This is a genomic window from Aeromonas rivuli (genome assembly GCF_020149575.1).
GTDB lineage: Bacteria > Pseudomonadota > Gammaproteobacteria > Enterobacterales > Aeromonadaceae > Aeromonas > Aeromonas rivuli.
This window is the reverse complement of sequence record NZ_CP079742.1, coordinates 1,731,347-1,746,454: the sequence shown is the minus strand read 5'-3', so window position 1 is coordinate 1,746,454 and position 15,108 is coordinate 1,731,347. Positions and strand designations below refer to the sequence as shown.

The window sequence follows — 15,108 nt, the reverse complement described above, 5'->3', positions numbered from 1 at the left end:
CTCCCGTTTGATGAAGCGGGAGCCCTGACCCAGCCTAGCGCCCCTGACAATACTCGCTGAAGGAGTCGATCACCTCGGCCACATCATCGTCGGTTATCTGCAAATGGGTCACCAGCCGCATCTCGCCATAGCCGGAGAAGAGGATGCCGCGCTCCTTCATGAAGGCCAGCAGCGCGCTGCTGTCTCCCTGGGTGAGCTGCAAGAACAGCATATTGGTCTGCACCTGGCTCACATCCAGCTTGATACCGGGCAGCCCGGCCAGCCCCTCGGCCAAACGGCGAGCCCGGCGATGATCGTCTGCGAGACGCGCGCACTGGTGCTCCAGGGCAAACTGGCCGGCGGCGGCGAGGAAACCAGCCTGACGCATGCCACCCCCCACCATCTTGCGCAACCGTCTGGCGCGCTGGATCAAGGCGCCATCCCCCACCAATACCGATCCCACCGGTGCCCCCAACCCTTTGGACAGGCAGAGCGAGACGCTATCAAAGGGGGCGGCAATCTCAGCAAGGGAGACCCCGCTTGCCACGGCGGCGTTGGCAACACGGGCACCATCCAGATGCAGCTTGAGACCATGTTCATCGGCAAAGTCACGGGCCTGATGCAGGTAATTCAGGGGCAGCACCTTGCCATTGTGGGTATTTTCGAGGCAGAGCAGCCGCGCCTGGGCGAAATGGGGGTCATCGGGCTTGATGGCCTGTTTGAGATCGCTGAACGCCAGGGTGCCGTCTGCCTGCATGGGCACGGGATTGAGCGCCACCGACCCCAGCACGGCACTGCCCATGGCCTCATAGCGATAGATGTGAGCGCCATTGCCAAGCAAGGCCTCTTCGCCCCGTTGGCAGTGAGACAACACCCCGATCAGGTTGGACATGGTGCCCGAGGGTACAAAGAGCGCGGCCTCCTTACCCAGACGGGTGGCGGCATAGGCCTCCAGGGCATTGACGGCGGGATCCTCGCCATAGACATCATCGCCCACCTGGGCGTGCAGCATGACTTGACGCATGGCGTCTGTCGGTTGGGTTACCGTATCACTTCGTAGATCGATGTAGCGCATCCTGTCCCTCCAATGGCAAGAGCCTGACGTTAAGCCAGCTGAGCCCTGTTTGGCAAGGAGGATGGCCTATGAAAGCCCTACTACCAGGGCAGGTGATACCCGACCAGCACCGGCCTGTCGCCCCGATGAACCATTTTCACTCTGCAGATGGAAACCCTATTACCAGGGCAGGTGATTCCCGGCCAGCACCGGCCTGTCGCCCCGATGAACCGCATTCACTCTGCAGATGGAAACCCTATTACCAGGGCAGGTGATTCCCGGCCAGCACCGGCCTGTCGCCCCGATGAACCGCATTCACTCTGCAGATGGAAACCCTACTACCAGGGCAGGTGATACCCGGCCAGATCCTGAAGCTGGCCCGAGTGCGCCGGCCCCAGTGTGCGAATGGCATCGAGCAGCAGTGGCGCAACCTCGGCGGGGGGACGCACCGTCTCGGCAGGCGGCATGGTCAACAGAGGATCGCGCAGGGGGGTATGCATGGGGCCTGGGTGCAGCGCCACCACCGCCGCCCGGGGGAAGCGCTCGCGCCACTCAAGCGCTAGCGTCTTGACCCCCATGTTGAGGGCCGCCTTGCTCATCCGATAGCTGTAGTGTTCTCCTTGCTGGTTGGCGGTCAGGCTGCCTTCGAGATCCGAGAGGGTGATGAGCAGGCAATCGCTCTCTGCCATCATGCGCTGGCTCAAATAAGCGCCCAGCGCCAGGGTTGGCCAGGCATTGGTGCGCACACTCTCGCACAACCAGCGGGGATCGACCTCCTCTACCCGGCGCTCCGGCATGAAGTGCAGATCATGGAGCACTCCTATGGTGTTGATGATGACATTCGGCAACCTGTCAAAGAGGGTGAACAGGGCCTCGAACGCCAGGGGATCCACATCCAGCATGGGAAAGGTGGCGCCAGCCTCTATGCCAGGCGGCACATGACGCCCCGCCAGGACGAAGGGTTCATGGCGCCGCGTCAATTCAAGGGCCAGGGCCGTCCCCAGGCCACCACTTCCCAAGATAAGGTATTCCATTACCCACCCCATGCTCGTCGATTTCCCTTGGCTTTCAAGGGTAACAGATATCCCTGAACACGCCGTTCACGCCTCGTCCAGGTGCTTGCCAAATTGGCGGGCCATGGCGAGATCGAGAAAGCCATCGGCCCGCTTGTGGCTGCGCAGGAACTGGTAATAGGCGAGCAACCGGACCAGGGCCTCCTCATCCGGCAGGGCCATGGTCGCATCCTGCTCGCAGATCAGGGTCCGTGCCCCCTGCAGCGCAAGCCTGTCGACCACTTCGGCCTGGCGATAGAGGTAACCGCAGCCGGTGGCCAGCCACTCCAGAGAGCAGTTGGCGGCCATGGCAATCTGGTTTGCCTTGGCAAAGCCGGGCTCGGCCCCCTTGAGATACTTGCGAATGAGCGCCTCGCCCAAGCCCACCTTGCGGGCGAAGGCGCTCACGCTCATCTCCCCCACCAACTCCCGCAATCGCGCAGCAAAGCCTTCCATATCTCTCCCAGTCAGAACCAAAGTACGAATGACGACGGGCGCTATTATTGCCTTGCCCGAGCGCAAGGGCCAAGATAAGCCCAGCATTTATCCCAAGGAGAAGACAATGACAGTATCCCGCCTGACCCTGCACCCCCAGGGGCCCGAATTCTCTCGCATCATCATGGGTTACTGGCGCCTGATGGAGTGGCAACTCACTCCGGCCGCCCTGCTGGATCTCATCAAGTACCACCTGGATCTCGGGGTCACCACCATAGATCACGCCGATATTTATGGCGGCTATCAGTGTGAAGAGGCCTTCGGCAAGGCGCTGCGCCTCGATCCCTCCCTGCGCACGCGCATGGAGCTGGTCAGCAAGTGCGGCATCGCCCTCACCGCCAAGCCTGAACACGCCCTCAACCATTACAACACCAGCAAGGCGTACATCATCGCCAGCACCGAAGCCTCCTTGCAGAAGCTGGCCACCGATCACCTGGACTTGTTGCTGATCCATCGCCCGGATCCCCTGATGGATGCCGACGAAGTGGCCGAGGCCTTTATCGCCCTCAAGCAGGCGGGCAAGATCAAGCACGCTGGCGTCTCCAACTTCACCGCGCGCCAGTTCGAGCTGCTGCAATCGCGTCTGCCCTTCCCCCTGGTCACCAACCAGTTGGAGATCTCCCCCCTCAACATGGATCTCACCCTGGATGGCACCCTGGACTTGTGCCAACAGTTGCGCATCAGCCCCATGGCCTGGTCTTGCCTGGGAGGCGGCAGCCTGTTCCACGATGGCCGCTTTGAGAATCTTCGCCATGAACTGGAGCGGATCCGCGAAGAGTGCGGCGCCCAGACCATAGAACAGGTGGTATACGCCTGGGTGATGATGTTGCCAAGCCGGCCGCTGCCCATCATCGGCTCGGGCAAGCGCGAGCGGATCGCCAGCGCCGTCGCCTCGGAGGCGGTACGCCTCAGTCGCCAGCAGTGGTTCCACATTCGCAAGGCGGCCCTGGGCTATGACGTGCCCTGATCCTCATCGACAGGCTACATCAGGCACAAACAAAAACGGCATGGGGGAACCCATGCCGTTTTGCCTTATCGAAGCACCTCAACGATGACGCTGGGGGCGACCACGTGGTGCATCTGTCTTCGGTTTGGCCTGATTGACCGTGATGGTTCGTCCACCTATCTCGGTGCCATGCAAATCGGCGATCGCCTTCTCGGCCTCACCGTTTACCGGCATTTCAATAAAACCGAATCCCTTGGACTGACCGGTATCGCGATCGATGATGATATCGACCTTCTCTACCTGTCCAAACTGGCTGAATACGGTTGTCAGTTCGTCGGCCGTCATCCGGTACGACAGATTTCCTACGTAAATCTTCATGCCATCCACTCTCGAGTCAGGGTGCCTTCTCTATGCAATCACCGACGCAGCAGCAGGGCACAACCGCTACGCCGGACTGGCCAGGGCATCATGTCCTGGCACTCCCCGCCTGACCACTCAAGCCATTGATCTCTCGAGTAAGTCCGGCGGCAAGTTCAATTCAAGTAACAGGCAGTATCTGAGCTTAACCCTAAATTGTCTAGAAATTAATCAGCCCGATTCGGCACCAATTTAGCCAATATTCGGCTCAGTGCCGAGTGGCTGTGCCAGGCCCGTTTAAAGCCAAATCGATAGATCCCCGGACTTATCTCGTGGGCCGTCTCACCAGTCAAACCCAGCACCTCGGCGGCCTCATCGAGATCATCCGGGGCCAGAGCCAGATCCAGACTGAAGGCGAGCCACTCCCCGTTATGACCGACCCGCCGTTCGCGATCCACCTCAACCAGCGCCCCTCGCGCTATCGCCTTGGCCCTGTCTTGCGAACCGTTGATCAGGTAGAGATATTCTGCATCCCAGGCAAGTTCCGCCATGCGCCAGGCTTGCCAGTGGCGGGGCACCAGCATCATCAGCAGCACTATGCCGCCAAAGATGACACCGACCCAAGGCAAAAGACCCATCTGGGGGTAGCCCTGCCAGAGCGCGGCACCGACAGCTCCCAGGCTCAACAGCAGCAGGCTCACCATGGCGGGATAGAAGCGCCCGGCCGGTGGCTGCAACCAGAAAATGCCATCCTTGCCGACCAGCTCACTCGCTTTCATCATCTTGTTCCTCTATTCAGATCCCCTTCGAGGGGCGCATTGTGGCAATAAGGTTGGAGCCGATGCAAGGTCGTGGTCCCCACTGGCCCTGCCCCCCGCTCTATTGCTATGCTGGTGACGCTCAAAGGACACCCCTTTTCCCGTTCTCCGAGAGGGCATCATGCTTATCGCCACCCTGCTCCTGCTGACCAGTACCCTGCAACCCGAAGCCATTGGCGGTTATGCCGGGGGCTGCCTGAAAAACGGCATGGCCCTGCCGCTGACCGGCCCCGGTTATCAGGTGATCCGCACCAAGCGGCTACGCTACTACGGCCACCCCGAGCTGATTCAATACCTCGAGGGACTGGCGAGCCAGACCAAGATGGCCGGTTTGCCGGATCTCTACATCGCCGATCTCGCCATGGCCCGCGGCGGCCCCTTCAGCTCGGGTCACCGCAGCCACCAGACCGGCCTCGATGCCGACATCTGGTTTCGCATGGCGAACAAGCCTATCAGCCGCTGGGAGCAGGATGCCCCCAAGGAGTGGGCGCTGATCGATGAGCCAAGCTACCGAACCCTGCCGGGTCGCTTCGGTCCCCAGCAGATGACCCTGCTGCGCCTCGCCGCCCAATCCCCCGATGTGACCCGCATCTTCATCAACCCCGCGCTCAAGGCCGAGGTGTGCAAACGTGCACCGAGCGAGCCCTGGGTGCAGAAACTCAGACCCTGGGTCGGCCACTACAGCCACTTCCATGTGCGGTTGCGCTGCCCCATAGGCAGCCCTGACTGCCTGCCCCAGGCCCCCATACCGCCGGGCAATGGCTGTGGCGCCGAACTCAGCTCCTGGATCAAGGACAAACCGCAACTCCCCAAGACCTCGACCATCTACAGCAAGCTGCCGCAACTGCCTGGCCGTTGTGAGGGGTGAGCACAGGCTGTATGGTGTGCGGGTCAATATTGAAAAATCACTGGAGAACAACAAGATGGCTACGAGTATCTGGCGCCCCTTAGGTCGGGCCTTCCTGCTGCTGTCCCTGCTGCTGACCCTGACCGGTTGCGGCATGAATACCATTCCGACCCTGGATGAACAGGTCAAGGCGAGCTGGGGTCAAGTGGAGAACCAGTATCAGCGCCGCGCCGATCTGGTGCCGAACCTGGTCGCCACCGTCAAGGGCTATGCCAGCCACGAGCAGGAGACCCTCAAGGCAGTCACCGACGCCCGCGCCCGGGTTGGCAGCCTGCAGGTAAGCGATCCGGCCCAGCTCAAGCAGTTTGAGGCGGCCCAGAACCAGCTCAGCAGTGCCCTGTCACGGCTCATGGTGGTGGTAGAACGCTACCCGGATTTGAAGGCGGATCAACAGTTCCTCACTCTGCAAGCCCAGCTTGAGGGGACGGAAAACCGTATCTCGGTGGCCCGTCGCGACTACATCGAGGCGGTGCGCCAGTTCAACACCGAGCTGCGCACCTTCCCCGGGGTGATCTGGGCCAAACTGCTCTATTCGGATCTCGAACCCAAGCCAAGCTTTAGCGCCAAGCCAGGTGCCGATGAGGCGCCCAAGGTCAGCTTCGAATGAATTCGATGATGCGCTGGCTGCTGCCCTGTCTGCTGTTGTGGACGGCGGCGCTGCAAGCCGCCCCCACCTTCCCGGCCCTCAGCGGCCAGGTGGTCGACGAAGCCCATCTGATGTCGCGCAAACAGGCTCATCAGCTGACCCAGCAACTGGCTGCCTTTGAAAAACGCAGCGGCATCCAGCTGGTGGTGGTGTCAATCGACAGCCTGGACGGCAATACCATCGAAGAGTACGGCTATCAACTGGGGCGCCACTGGGGCATTGGCCAGAAGGAGCACAACAACGGTGTGCTGCTGCTGATCGCCCAGGATGAGCGCAAGGTGCGCATCGAAGTGGGCTATGGGCTGGAGGGCGCCCTGCCCGACGCCATCGCCGCCAACATCATCCAGACCCGGATCCTGCCTGCCTTCAAGCGCGGCGACATGGTGGCCGGCATAGTCGCCGGCAGCCAGGGCATCATGCAGGCCCTGGCCGGTGAATACAAACCGGTGGAGGTGACCAAGCAGCAGGACAAGCTGGGCGGCCCCTGGCTGTTCATCCTGATGGTGATAGTGATGATCGTGCTGCACAACCTGCGAGGCGGCGGCGGGGGTGGCTCCGGTGGCCGCCGTCGGGCCGCCTATCTGGCCGGTGGCTTCGGCGGTGGTCGCGCCGGCGGTGGTTTTGGTGGCGGCGGCTTCAGCGGCGGTGGCGGCAGTTTTGGGGGCGGTGGTGCCTCCGGTGGCTGGTAATCTGGGATACAAAGAGACAACGCAATGATTTCTAAACAGTTTTATCACACCTTGCAGGCCAAGGTACGCCAAGTCGAGCAGGCCACTGACGCCGAGCTGGTCACCGTCTTGGCCCCGGCCAGTGACGGCTATCGCTACATTCCGACCCTGTGGGCCGCGCTGCTGGCCATGCTCACTCCCTTGCTGGTGTTCCAGCTCGGCTTCTGGCTCGGCTGGTACGAAATACTGCTGACCCAGTGGGCTGTCTGGCTCGCCTTGACCTTGCTGTTTCACTGGACCCCCATCAAGATGCTGCTGATCCCGAAGAAGGTCCGCCAGCACCGGGCAGCCCTGATGGCGCGGTTGCAGTTTATCGAGCAAGGCTTGCATCGCACCCACGATAGACTGGGGGTGCTGATCTTCGTTTCGGTGGCGGAACACTATGTGGAGATCCTGGTCGATGACGGTGTCGCCAAGCACATAGACAATGCCCAATGGCAGCAGATCATCGACGACTTTACCGCCCGCATCCGCAAGGGCGAGGTCGAGCCCGGTTTCATCGAGTGTGTGACCCGCACCGGTGCCATATTGGCCGATGCCTTCCCGCCCACCAATGACAAGAACGAGCTGCCCGACAGCCTGATCATGCTGGATCAGCCATGAGGTGAGAAAAACACCTATCTCGGCATAAAAGCTGTACAAATGGAAAATGATATGAAAAACAAGGGGAAAAAGGGTTGACCCGCCACCCGCTTTCCCCTAAATTACGCCCCGTTGTCGCGGCCAAGGCCATGAACAATCCTGATGATTGAACAGGTAAACTAACAGTCAAAAATTTGGTGAGCTGTCCGAGAGGCTGCCCACCGGCGAAGTCGGTAAGAAAGCACGCGTAGCGTGCTCCGAAAGCCACTTCAAAGAAGTAAAAATTTGGTGAGGTGTCCGAGTGGCTGAAGGAGCACGCCTGGAAAGTGTGTATACGGCAACGTATCGAGGGTTCGAATCCCTCCCTCACCGCCAAATTATAAAAACCGACCTCAGGGTCGGTTTTTTGCTTTGTGGCATTGACGACTCTCGCCCGGCCAGGGGCGATGTCACCGCCTCCCCCTTCGCAGCTACCCGCTCAACCCTTGTCTCTTCTCTCCCGCCATATCACCGTCACCCAGCCAGTTCGGCACAACCCCATCCCCTTAATCCTCATGATGTTGCCGCCAAGGCCGAAACAGGATCTACCGCCAGCCTGGTTTTACCTCTCAATAATGGTTCACAAGTTGGATATCATTTTGAAAAACTGATAGTTAAGTACCTACACTAGCCAGAGTTAACTACACAGGGGTCTGGATACATGAGTCTGATCGGTTTGCTGCTAGCCTTGATTGCCATATTGGGCGGCAACATGCTCGAAGGTGGTCATCCCAGTGCCCTGCTCAATCTGCCCGCCTTCCTCATCGTGATCGGGGGCACTGTCGGCGCGGCCCTGACCCAATTCCCTTTCTCCGTGGTTGGCAGAACCTTCAAGCGCTTCAAATGGCTCATCACCCCCCTTCGCCTCGACATGCAAGAGCAGGCTCAACTGCTGGAAACCCTGGCAGGCAATGCAAGGCGCAGCGGTATGCTGGCGCTGGAAGCCATGATCGACGACATCAAGGATCCCTTCTTGCAAAAGGGGGTGCAGATGATGGTCGACGGCTACGAGAAGACCAAGATCCACGAGGTGCTGGAAAACGAGATCGAATTCGAGCAGGAAGATCTCGAGCAAACCGTCAAGTTTTATGAAGCCATGGGGGGTTACTGTCCCACCATGGGGATCGTCGGTGCCGTGTTTGGCCTGATCCATGCGATGGGTCTGCTGGATGCCCCAGACCAGCTTGGGGGGGCCATCGCGGTGGCCTTCATCGCCACCATCTACGGGGTGGGCGCGGCCAACCTGATCTTTCTGCCATTTGGCAACCGCTACAAAGGATTTGCCCATCAGATCAGGCACTACAAGGAGATGACTCTGACCGGCATCCTCTGCATCCTGGACGGCGAATCACAGCAACGGCTGCAAGTGACTCTGGAACCCTATCTCGGAGGCCATGATGGCCAAAAAGAAAAAGGCTGAATCCCCGGAGAACCATGAGCGCTGGCTGGTCTCCTATGCCGATTTCATGACCCTGCTGTTCGCCCTGTTCGTGGTGCTCTACTCCTTCGCCATGACCAAGCAGTCGGAAACCCGGGTGTTGATCCAGGGTCTCATTGAGTCGCTCGGCAAGATCGGGCTCATCTCTCCTCCCGCGGGCTCGCCGGTGATGCAAGGGGGCACCGGGATCCTCGAGCCCGATCCCAGCATCACGCCGGCTGTCCCCCAAGCAGAGCCGGTACTGAGTACAGAGGCACCCACGGTGGCGACCGATCCCTTCAACGAAACCATTGGCGCCTCGGAGAAAGCCAATGCGGCGGAGTCCTGGCCCCATAAGAGCAAGGAGCAGGAGTGGGCAACCACCACCAAACAGAAACTGGATCAGCAGCTCAAGAGCCAGATTGAATCCAAAGAACTGGAGGTAGAGCAGCTCGGCAGCCAGCTGGTGATCCGTATCGGCGAGAAGAGCCTGTTCCCTGCAAACTCGGCCTTCCTCCAACCCCAATTCATTCCTCTGGTCAACAAGGTCTCCGATACCCTGGCAGATATCCCGGGGATGGTGGTGGTCACCGGTCATACCGATGATTCACTGACGGCGATAGAGCTTTATCGCAACAACTGGGAGTTGTCGGTGCTGCGGGCGGCATCCATAGTCCACACCCTGCTGACCAACCCGAAGATCGATGCCAGACGAGTCATCGCTCAAGGGGTGGCCGACACCCAGCCTCGCTTTGCCAATGACACCCTCGCACACCGGCAGGCCAATCGGCGCGTCGAGATAACCCTCTCACAAGGCAAGGCCGCCGAACGAACCCTCCCCCTCCTCACCCCCTGATAAAATGGGGGATCTTTGTTATGCCGCCCCCTGTTTCGCCTGCCACCCGACAGTACACCTCCGCATTTCACGGCGATTAAAAATCATTCTCGAATGAGAAGTTTGACCCCGGTAGCAAAAAGCAATTTCTCCTTGCCATGATTAATAATTGACCTGATGAAATGACATATAAATCAGTATGGAAGTGCCATACTGCGTGACAAGATTGTTATGTCACGTGATTAATTTTGTTAGGGAAAACCTATATGTTTGCTGATGTCGCTGTCCAGCATTGGGCCTTTGCTGTCTATGTCATTGGGGCCATCTGCATCTGTCTGACCATGGTAGGCGTCGCGGCCTTGCTGGGAGGGCGAGCCTATGGCCGTGCCAAAAACAGACCCTTCGAATCCGGCATAGATTCCGTCGGCAACGCCCGTCTGCGTTTCTCCGCCAAGTTCTACCTGGTCGCCATGTTCTTCGTCATCTTCGACGTCGAGGCGCTCTATCTCTTCGCCTGGTCCGTCTCCGTTCGGGAAAGCGGCTGGGTCGGCTTTATCGAAGCCACCATCTTCATCACCCTGCTGCTGGTAGGCCTCATCTACCTGTGGCGCATCGGTGCCCTCGACTGGGCCCCGAAGAAACGCGTCCTGACTGACAAGAAGCCAGACTGATTTACCGATTATCCCTTTGAGGTTGCACCATGAAGTACACCCTGACCCGGATTGACCCGGATGCGCCCGCTGAGCGCTACCCCCAGGAACAGCGCCAGACCGTCGATGACCCGCTGGCGCAGCAGGCGAGCCGCGGCATCATGATCGGGCGGCTCGAAGAGGTGTTGCAAGACACAGTCAACTGGGGCCGCAAGAACTCCCTCTGGCCCTACAACTTCGGTATTTCTTGCTGCTATGTGGAGATGTGTACCGCCTTCACCTCCCCCCATGACGTGGCCCGCTTCGGCGCCGAAGTCATCCGGGCCTCGCCCCGTCAGGCGGATTTCATGGTGATCGCCGGCACTCCCTTCATCAAGATGGCGCCCGTCATCCAGCGCCTCTATGAACAGCTGCTCGAACCCAAGTGGGTCATCTCCATGGGCGCCTGCGCCAACTCGGGCGGCATGTATGACATCTATTCCGTGGTGCAGGGGGTGGACAAGTTCCTGCCGGTCGACGTCTACATTCCGGGCTGCCCGCCCCGTCCCGAAGCCTTCCTGCAGGCCCTGATGCTGTTGCAGGACTCCATCGGCAAGGAGCGCCGCCCCCTCTCCTGGACGGTGGGCGATCAGGGGATCTATCGCCCCCAGATGCAGGCCGAGAAGGATCGCAAGCGGGAAGAGCGCATCCAAGTCACCAACCTGCGCACGCCGGATGAGATCTGACCATGAAACTGACTCGAGAATTCCCAAGCAACTACACCATGGCCCAGGGGCAGACGGCGGATCACGCCGATGCCCAGGTGGTCGGCGAGCTGTTTGCCCATTTCGGCGCCGAGCGCTTCACCGTCCAGACCACCCGCACCGGGGTGCCTGTGCTCTGGCTCTCCCGCGATCTGCTGCTGGACGTGATGGGCTTCTTGCAAAAACTCCCCTCCCCCTTCGTGATGCTGTTTGACTTGAGCGCCACCGACGAGCGAATGCGCAGCCACCGCCACGGCCTGCCGGGCAGCGACTTCACCGTCTTCTACCACCTCATTTCCATCGACCGTAACGCCGATGTGATGCTGAAGGTGCCGCTGATGGAGAGCGATCTGCACCTGCCGACCATCAGCCGTCACTTCCCCAACGCCAACTGGTACGAGCGGGAAGTCTGGGATCTGATGGGCATCACCTTCGACGGTCACCCCCATCTCACCCGCATCATGATGCCCAAGAGCTGGCAGGGACACCCGCTGCGCAAGGACTACCCGGCCCGGGCCACCGAGTTCGATCCCTTCATGCTCGACGCGGTCAAGCAGGATCAGGAACAGGACAACCTGCTGTTCAAGCCCGAAGAGTGGGGCATGAGCCGGGGCAACGAGAACGAAGACTACATGTTCTTGAACCTCGGCCCCAACCACCCCTCCGCCCACGGCGCCTTCCGGCTGGTGCTGCAGCTCGATGGCGAAGAGATCCGCGATTGCGTGCCTGACATCGGCTATCACCACAGGGGTGCCGAGAAGATGGGCGAACGCCAGTCCTGGCACAGCTACATCCCCTACACCGACCGGGTCGAGTACTTAGGGGGGGTCATGAACAACCTGCCCTATGTGCTGGCAGTCGAGAAGCTGGCGGGGATCACCGTGCCCAACCGGGTCGACATGATCCGGGTGATGATGGCGGAGCTGTTCCGCATCCAGAGCCACTTGCTGTTCCTTGGCACCTATATCCAGGACGTGGGGGCCATGACCCCTGTCTTCTTCACCTTCACCGACCGGCAGAAGATCTACACCATCATCGAGGCTATCACGGGCGCGCGCATGCACCCGGCCTGGTTCCGCATCGGCGGTGTGGCCCACGACCTGCCCACCGGCTGGGCCCGTCTCATCCAGGACAACCTGCTGAGCTGGCTGCCCAAACGGCTGATGGAGTATGAGAAGGCCGCCATGCGCAATAGCATCTTGCGCGGTCGCACCATTGGCGTCGCCGCCTACAACACCGCGCAGGCGCTGGCCTGGGGCACCACGGGCGCGGGCCTGCGCGCCACCGGTCTCAACTTCGACGTGCGCAAGTGGCGCCCTTATTCCGGCTACGATCAGTTCGAGTTCGAGGTGCCGGTAGGCAGCAATGGGGATGCTTACGATCGCGCCACCGTGCGCATCGAGGAGATCCGCCAGAGCTTGGCGATCATAGAGCAGTGCATGAAGAACATGCCGGAGGGGCCCTTCAAGGCGGATCACCCGCTCACCACACCGCCGCCAAAAGAGCGCACCCTGCAGGACATCGAGACCCTGATCACCCACTTCCTGCAAGTGTCCTGGGGGCCCGTGATGCCGGCCGCCGAGTCCTTCCAGATGATAGAGGCGACCAAGGGGATCAACAGTTACTACCTGACCAGCGACGGCTCCACCATGAGCTACCGGACCCGGATCCGCACCCCGAGTTTCCCCCACCTGCAACAGATCCCCTCGGTCATCAAGGGTCAGCTGGTGTCGGATCTCATCGTCTACCTGGGCAGTATCGATTTCGTCATGTCGGATGTGGATCGTTAAGTCCCCGCCGCGCCCACGCGAGGGCGCAACGGGACAAGAAGAATAAACGACAAAAGGTTAAGTTCATGAGCCAGCAATGTCAGTGCAAGAATACATCGTCCCCAGCGGGACAGAGCGCATGCCAGAGCAAGGGGGACGCCCTAGTCCCAAGCCAGAAGGACGGCTTCGTCCTGAGCCAGGCCGAGCGCGATGCCATAGAGCATGAGACGCACCACTACGAAGATCCCCGCGCCGCCAGCATAGAAGCACTCAAAATAGTGCAGCAGGCCCGCGGCTGGGTACCGGACGGTGCCATCCATGCCATCGCCGCCGTGCTCGGCATCCCTGCCAGCGACGTGGAAGGGGTCGCCACCTTCTACAGCCAGATCTTCCGCCAGCCGGTCGGACGCCACATCATCCGTGTCTGTGACAGCATGGTCTGTTACATCAACGGCCATGAGCAGCTGCTGGCCGGCCTGAAAGAGGTCATGGATCTGGCCCCCGGCCAGACCTCCCCTGACGGCCGCTTCACCCTGCTGCCGGTCTGCTGCCTCGGCAACTGCGACAAGGGGCCGGCGCTGATGATAGACGACGATACCTACGGTGGGCTCGACGCCGTCAGTCTGCTGAAAACCCTGGAGGCTTACCCATGAGCCTGCAACCAAACAAGACACTCGCCTCCCTCGGCACCGCCAACCGCATCGCCCGTGCCCCCGAGACCCATCCCCTCACCTGGCGGTTGCGGGATGACGGCCAGCCGGTCTGGCTGGACGAATACCAGAGCAAGCAGGGCTACGATGCGGCCCGCAAGGCACTGAGTCAGATGAGCCCTGATGAGATCGTCGGCACCGTCAAGGACGCCGGCCTCAAGGGGCGCGGCGGCGCCGGCTTCTCCACCGGGGTGAAGTGGGGCCTGATGCCCAAAGACGAGAGCATGAACATCCGTTACCTGCTCTGCAACGCCGACGAGATGGAGCCGAATACCTGGAAAGACCGGCTGCTGATGGAGCAACTGCCCCACCTGCTGATCGAGGGGATGATCATCAGTGCCCGGGCCCTCAAGGCCTACCGTGGCTACATCTTCCTGCGTGGTGAATATGTCGATGCCGCCATCCACCTGCGCCGCGCGGTGATCGAGGCCAAGGCCGCCGGCCTGCTCGGCAAGAACATCCTGGGCTCGGGCTTTGACTTCGAGCTGTTCGTCCACACGGGCGCCGGGCGTTACATCTGCGGCGAAGAGACGGCGCTTATCAACTCCCTGGAAGGGCGACGCGCCAACCCGCGGGCCAAACCCCCCTTCCCCGCCGTCTCCGGCGTCTGGGGCAAGCCGACCTGCGTCAACAACGTCGAGACCCTGTGCAACGTGCCCGCCATCATAGGCAACGGCGTGGCCTGGTATCAGGGGCTGGCGCTGCCAGGCTCGGAAGATCACGGCACCAAGCTGATGGGCTTCTCCGGCAAGGTGAACAACCCGGGTCTGTGGGAGCTGCCCTTTGGTATCACGGCGCGCGAACTGTTCGAGAACTATGCCGGCGGCATGAAACCCGGCTATCGCCTCAAGGCGTGGCAACCGGGCGGTGCCGGCACCGGCTTCCTGCTGCCCGAGCACCTGGATGCCCAGATGTATGCCGGTGGCATCGGCAAGGTCGGCACCCGTATGGGGACGGGCCTCGCCATGGCAGTGGATGACAGCATCAACATGGTCGGACTCTTGCGCAACATGGAGGAGTTCTTCGCCCGCGAATCCTGCGGCTGGTGCACCCCCTGCCGCGACGGCCTGCCCTGGAGTGTCAAGATCCTGCGGGCCCTGGAGCGAGGCGAAGGCCAGCCCGAGGATCTCGCCACCCTGGAGCAGCTGGTCAGCTTCCTGGGGCCGGGCAAGACCTTCTGCGCCCATGCCCCCGGCGCCGTCGAGCCCCTTGGCAGTGCCATGAAGTACTTCCGGTCCGAGTTCGAGGCCGGGGTCAAGGCCCCCCATGACAATCACAAGCTGTTCAAGGGTATCCAGCCCAATCTGCTGGGCGAGCGCTGGTAATACGCCAGAACGCATCGGGCAATAGCCGATTTCACAAAACAGGTTTCAGGGAAGTT

Annotated in this window: 17 protein-coding genes and 1 tRNA gene; 13 read left to right on the top strand and 5 right to left on the bottom strand. The window is 60.8% G+C overall.

The window, feature by feature from the left end:
• Positions 1-34 precede the first annotated feature (34 nt).
• The 3 genes from ltaE to KYK33_RS08240 all read right to left on the bottom strand — a co-directional run bounded on the left by ltaE (position 35) and on the right by KYK33_RS08240 (position 2,541).
• Positions 35-1,054, bottom strand: a complete 1,020-nt coding sequence (gene ltaE, locus KYK33_RS08250; protein WP_224432666.1) for a low-specificity L-threonine aldolase — start codon at positions 1,052-1,054, stop codon at positions 35-37.
• A 317-nt stretch (positions 1,055-1,371) separates the two neighbouring features.
• Positions 1,372-2,067: an SDR family oxidoreductase gene (locus tag KYK33_RS08245; RefSeq protein WP_224432665.1), complete on the bottom strand. Its 696-nt coding sequence runs from the start codon at positions 2,065-2,067 to the stop codon at positions 1,372-1,374.
• A gap of 66 nt (positions 2,068-2,133) precedes the next feature.
• On the bottom strand, positions 2,134-2,541 hold the full coding sequence (locus KYK33_RS08240) for a helix-turn-helix domain-containing protein (RefSeq protein WP_224432664.1): 408 nt from the start codon (positions 2,539-2,541) through the stop codon (positions 2,134-2,136).
• 106 nt (positions 2,542-2,647) lie between these two features.
• Between KYK33_RS08240 and KYK33_RS08235 the strand changes: the two genes are divergently transcribed.
• Entirely contained in the window at positions 2,648-3,547 is a 900-nt protein-coding gene (locus KYK33_RS08235; RefSeq protein ID WP_224432663.1) for an aldo/keto reductase, read from the top strand.
• A gap of 78 nt (positions 3,548-3,625) precedes the next feature.
• On the opposite strand, the gene KYK33_RS08230 is transcribed toward KYK33_RS08235, so the two are convergent.
• Both KYK33_RS08230 and KYK33_RS08225 read right to left on the bottom strand, forming a co-directional pair.
• Positions 3,626-3,904 carry an RNA recognition motif domain-containing protein gene (locus tag KYK33_RS08230; protein WP_083940371.1) on the bottom strand — a complete coding sequence of 93 codons (279 nt, stop codon included), beginning with the start codon at positions 3,902-3,904 and terminating at the stop codon, positions 3,626-3,628.
• A gap of 206 nt (positions 3,905-4,110) precedes the next feature.
• Positions 4,111-4,662, bottom strand: coding sequence for a hypothetical protein (locus KYK33_RS08225; protein WP_224432976.1), 552 nt, complete (start codon positions 4,660-4,662; stop codon positions 4,111-4,113).
• A gap of 160 nt (positions 4,663-4,822) precedes the next feature.
• On the opposite strand from KYK33_RS08225, the gene mepA reads away from it, so the two are divergent.
• From mepA to nuoF, 12 genes are all read left to right on the top strand, one after another.
• Positions 4,823-5,569 carry a penicillin-insensitive murein endopeptidase gene (gene mepA / locus KYK33_RS08220; RefSeq protein ID WP_224432662.1) on the top strand — a complete coding sequence of 249 codons (747 nt, stop codon included), beginning with the start codon at positions 4,823-4,825 and terminating at the stop codon, positions 5,567-5,569.
• A gap of 55 nt (positions 5,570-5,624) precedes the next feature.
• Positions 5,625-6,215 (top strand): LemA family protein, encoded by a 591-nt coding sequence (locus tag KYK33_RS08215; protein WP_224432661.1) that lies wholly within the window; start codon positions 5,625-5,627, stop codon positions 6,213-6,215.
• Positions 6,212-6,943, top strand: a complete 732-nt coding sequence (locus tag KYK33_RS08210; RefSeq protein ID WP_224432660.1) for a TPM domain-containing protein — start codon at positions 6,212-6,214, stop codon at positions 6,941-6,943. Before KYK33_RS08215 ends, KYK33_RS08210 begins: the two co-directional genes overlap by 4 nt.
• A 24-nt stretch (positions 6,944-6,967) precedes the next feature.
• The gene (locus tag KYK33_RS08205; RefSeq protein ID WP_224432659.1) at positions 6,968-7,585 is read left to right on the top strand and encodes a TPM domain-containing protein; all 618 of its coding nucleotides are present in this window, start codon (positions 6,968-6,970) and stop codon (positions 7,583-7,585) included.
• 266 nt (positions 7,586-7,851) lie between these two features.
• Positions 7,852-7,939, top strand: a tRNA-Ser gene (locus tag KYK33_RS08200).
• Positions 7,940-8,264: 325 nt separating this feature from the next.
• Positions 8,265-9,023, top strand: coding sequence for a flagellar motor protein (locus KYK33_RS08195; protein ID WP_042043695.1), 759 nt, complete (start codon positions 8,265-8,267; stop codon positions 9,021-9,023).
• A complete protein-coding gene (locus KYK33_RS08190; protein WP_157014085.1) occupies positions 9,001-9,876 on the top strand; it encodes a MotB family protein in 876 nt (291 codons plus the stop codon). The genes KYK33_RS08195 and KYK33_RS08190 overlap by 23 nt, the downstream gene beginning before the upstream one ends.
• A 245-nt stretch (positions 9,877-10,121) precedes the next feature.
• The gene (locus KYK33_RS08185; RefSeq protein WP_224432658.1) at positions 10,122-10,526 is read left to right on the top strand and encodes an NADH-quinone oxidoreductase subunit A; all 405 of its coding nucleotides are present in this window, start codon (positions 10,122-10,124) and stop codon (positions 10,524-10,526) included.
• Positions 10,527-10,555: 29 nt separating this feature from the next.
• Positions 10,556-11,230 (top strand): NuoB/complex I 20 kDa subunit family protein, encoded by a 675-nt coding sequence (locus KYK33_RS08180; RefSeq protein WP_224432657.1) that lies wholly within the window; start codon positions 10,556-10,558, stop codon positions 11,228-11,230.
• Positions 11,231-11,232: 2 nt separating this feature from the next.
• The gene (gene nuoC, locus KYK33_RS08175) at positions 11,233-13,038 is read left to right on the top strand and encodes an NADH-quinone oxidoreductase subunit C/D (protein ID WP_224432656.1); all 1,806 of its coding nucleotides are present in this window, start codon (positions 11,233-11,235) and stop codon (positions 13,036-13,038) included.
• Positions 13,039-13,103: 65 nt separating this feature from the next.
• Positions 13,104-13,670 carry an NADH-quinone oxidoreductase subunit NuoE gene (nuoE, locus tag KYK33_RS08170; protein WP_224432655.1) on the top strand — a complete coding sequence of 189 codons (567 nt, stop codon included), beginning with the start codon at positions 13,104-13,106 and terminating at the stop codon, positions 13,668-13,670.
• Positions 13,667-15,052 carry an NADH-quinone oxidoreductase subunit NuoF gene (gene nuoF / locus KYK33_RS08165; protein WP_224432654.1) on the top strand — a complete coding sequence of 462 codons (1,386 nt, stop codon included), beginning with the start codon at positions 13,667-13,669 and terminating at the stop codon, positions 15,050-15,052. Before nuoE ends, nuoF begins: the two co-directional genes overlap by 4 nt.
• The last annotated feature ends 56 nt before the right edge of the window (positions 15,053-15,108 follow it).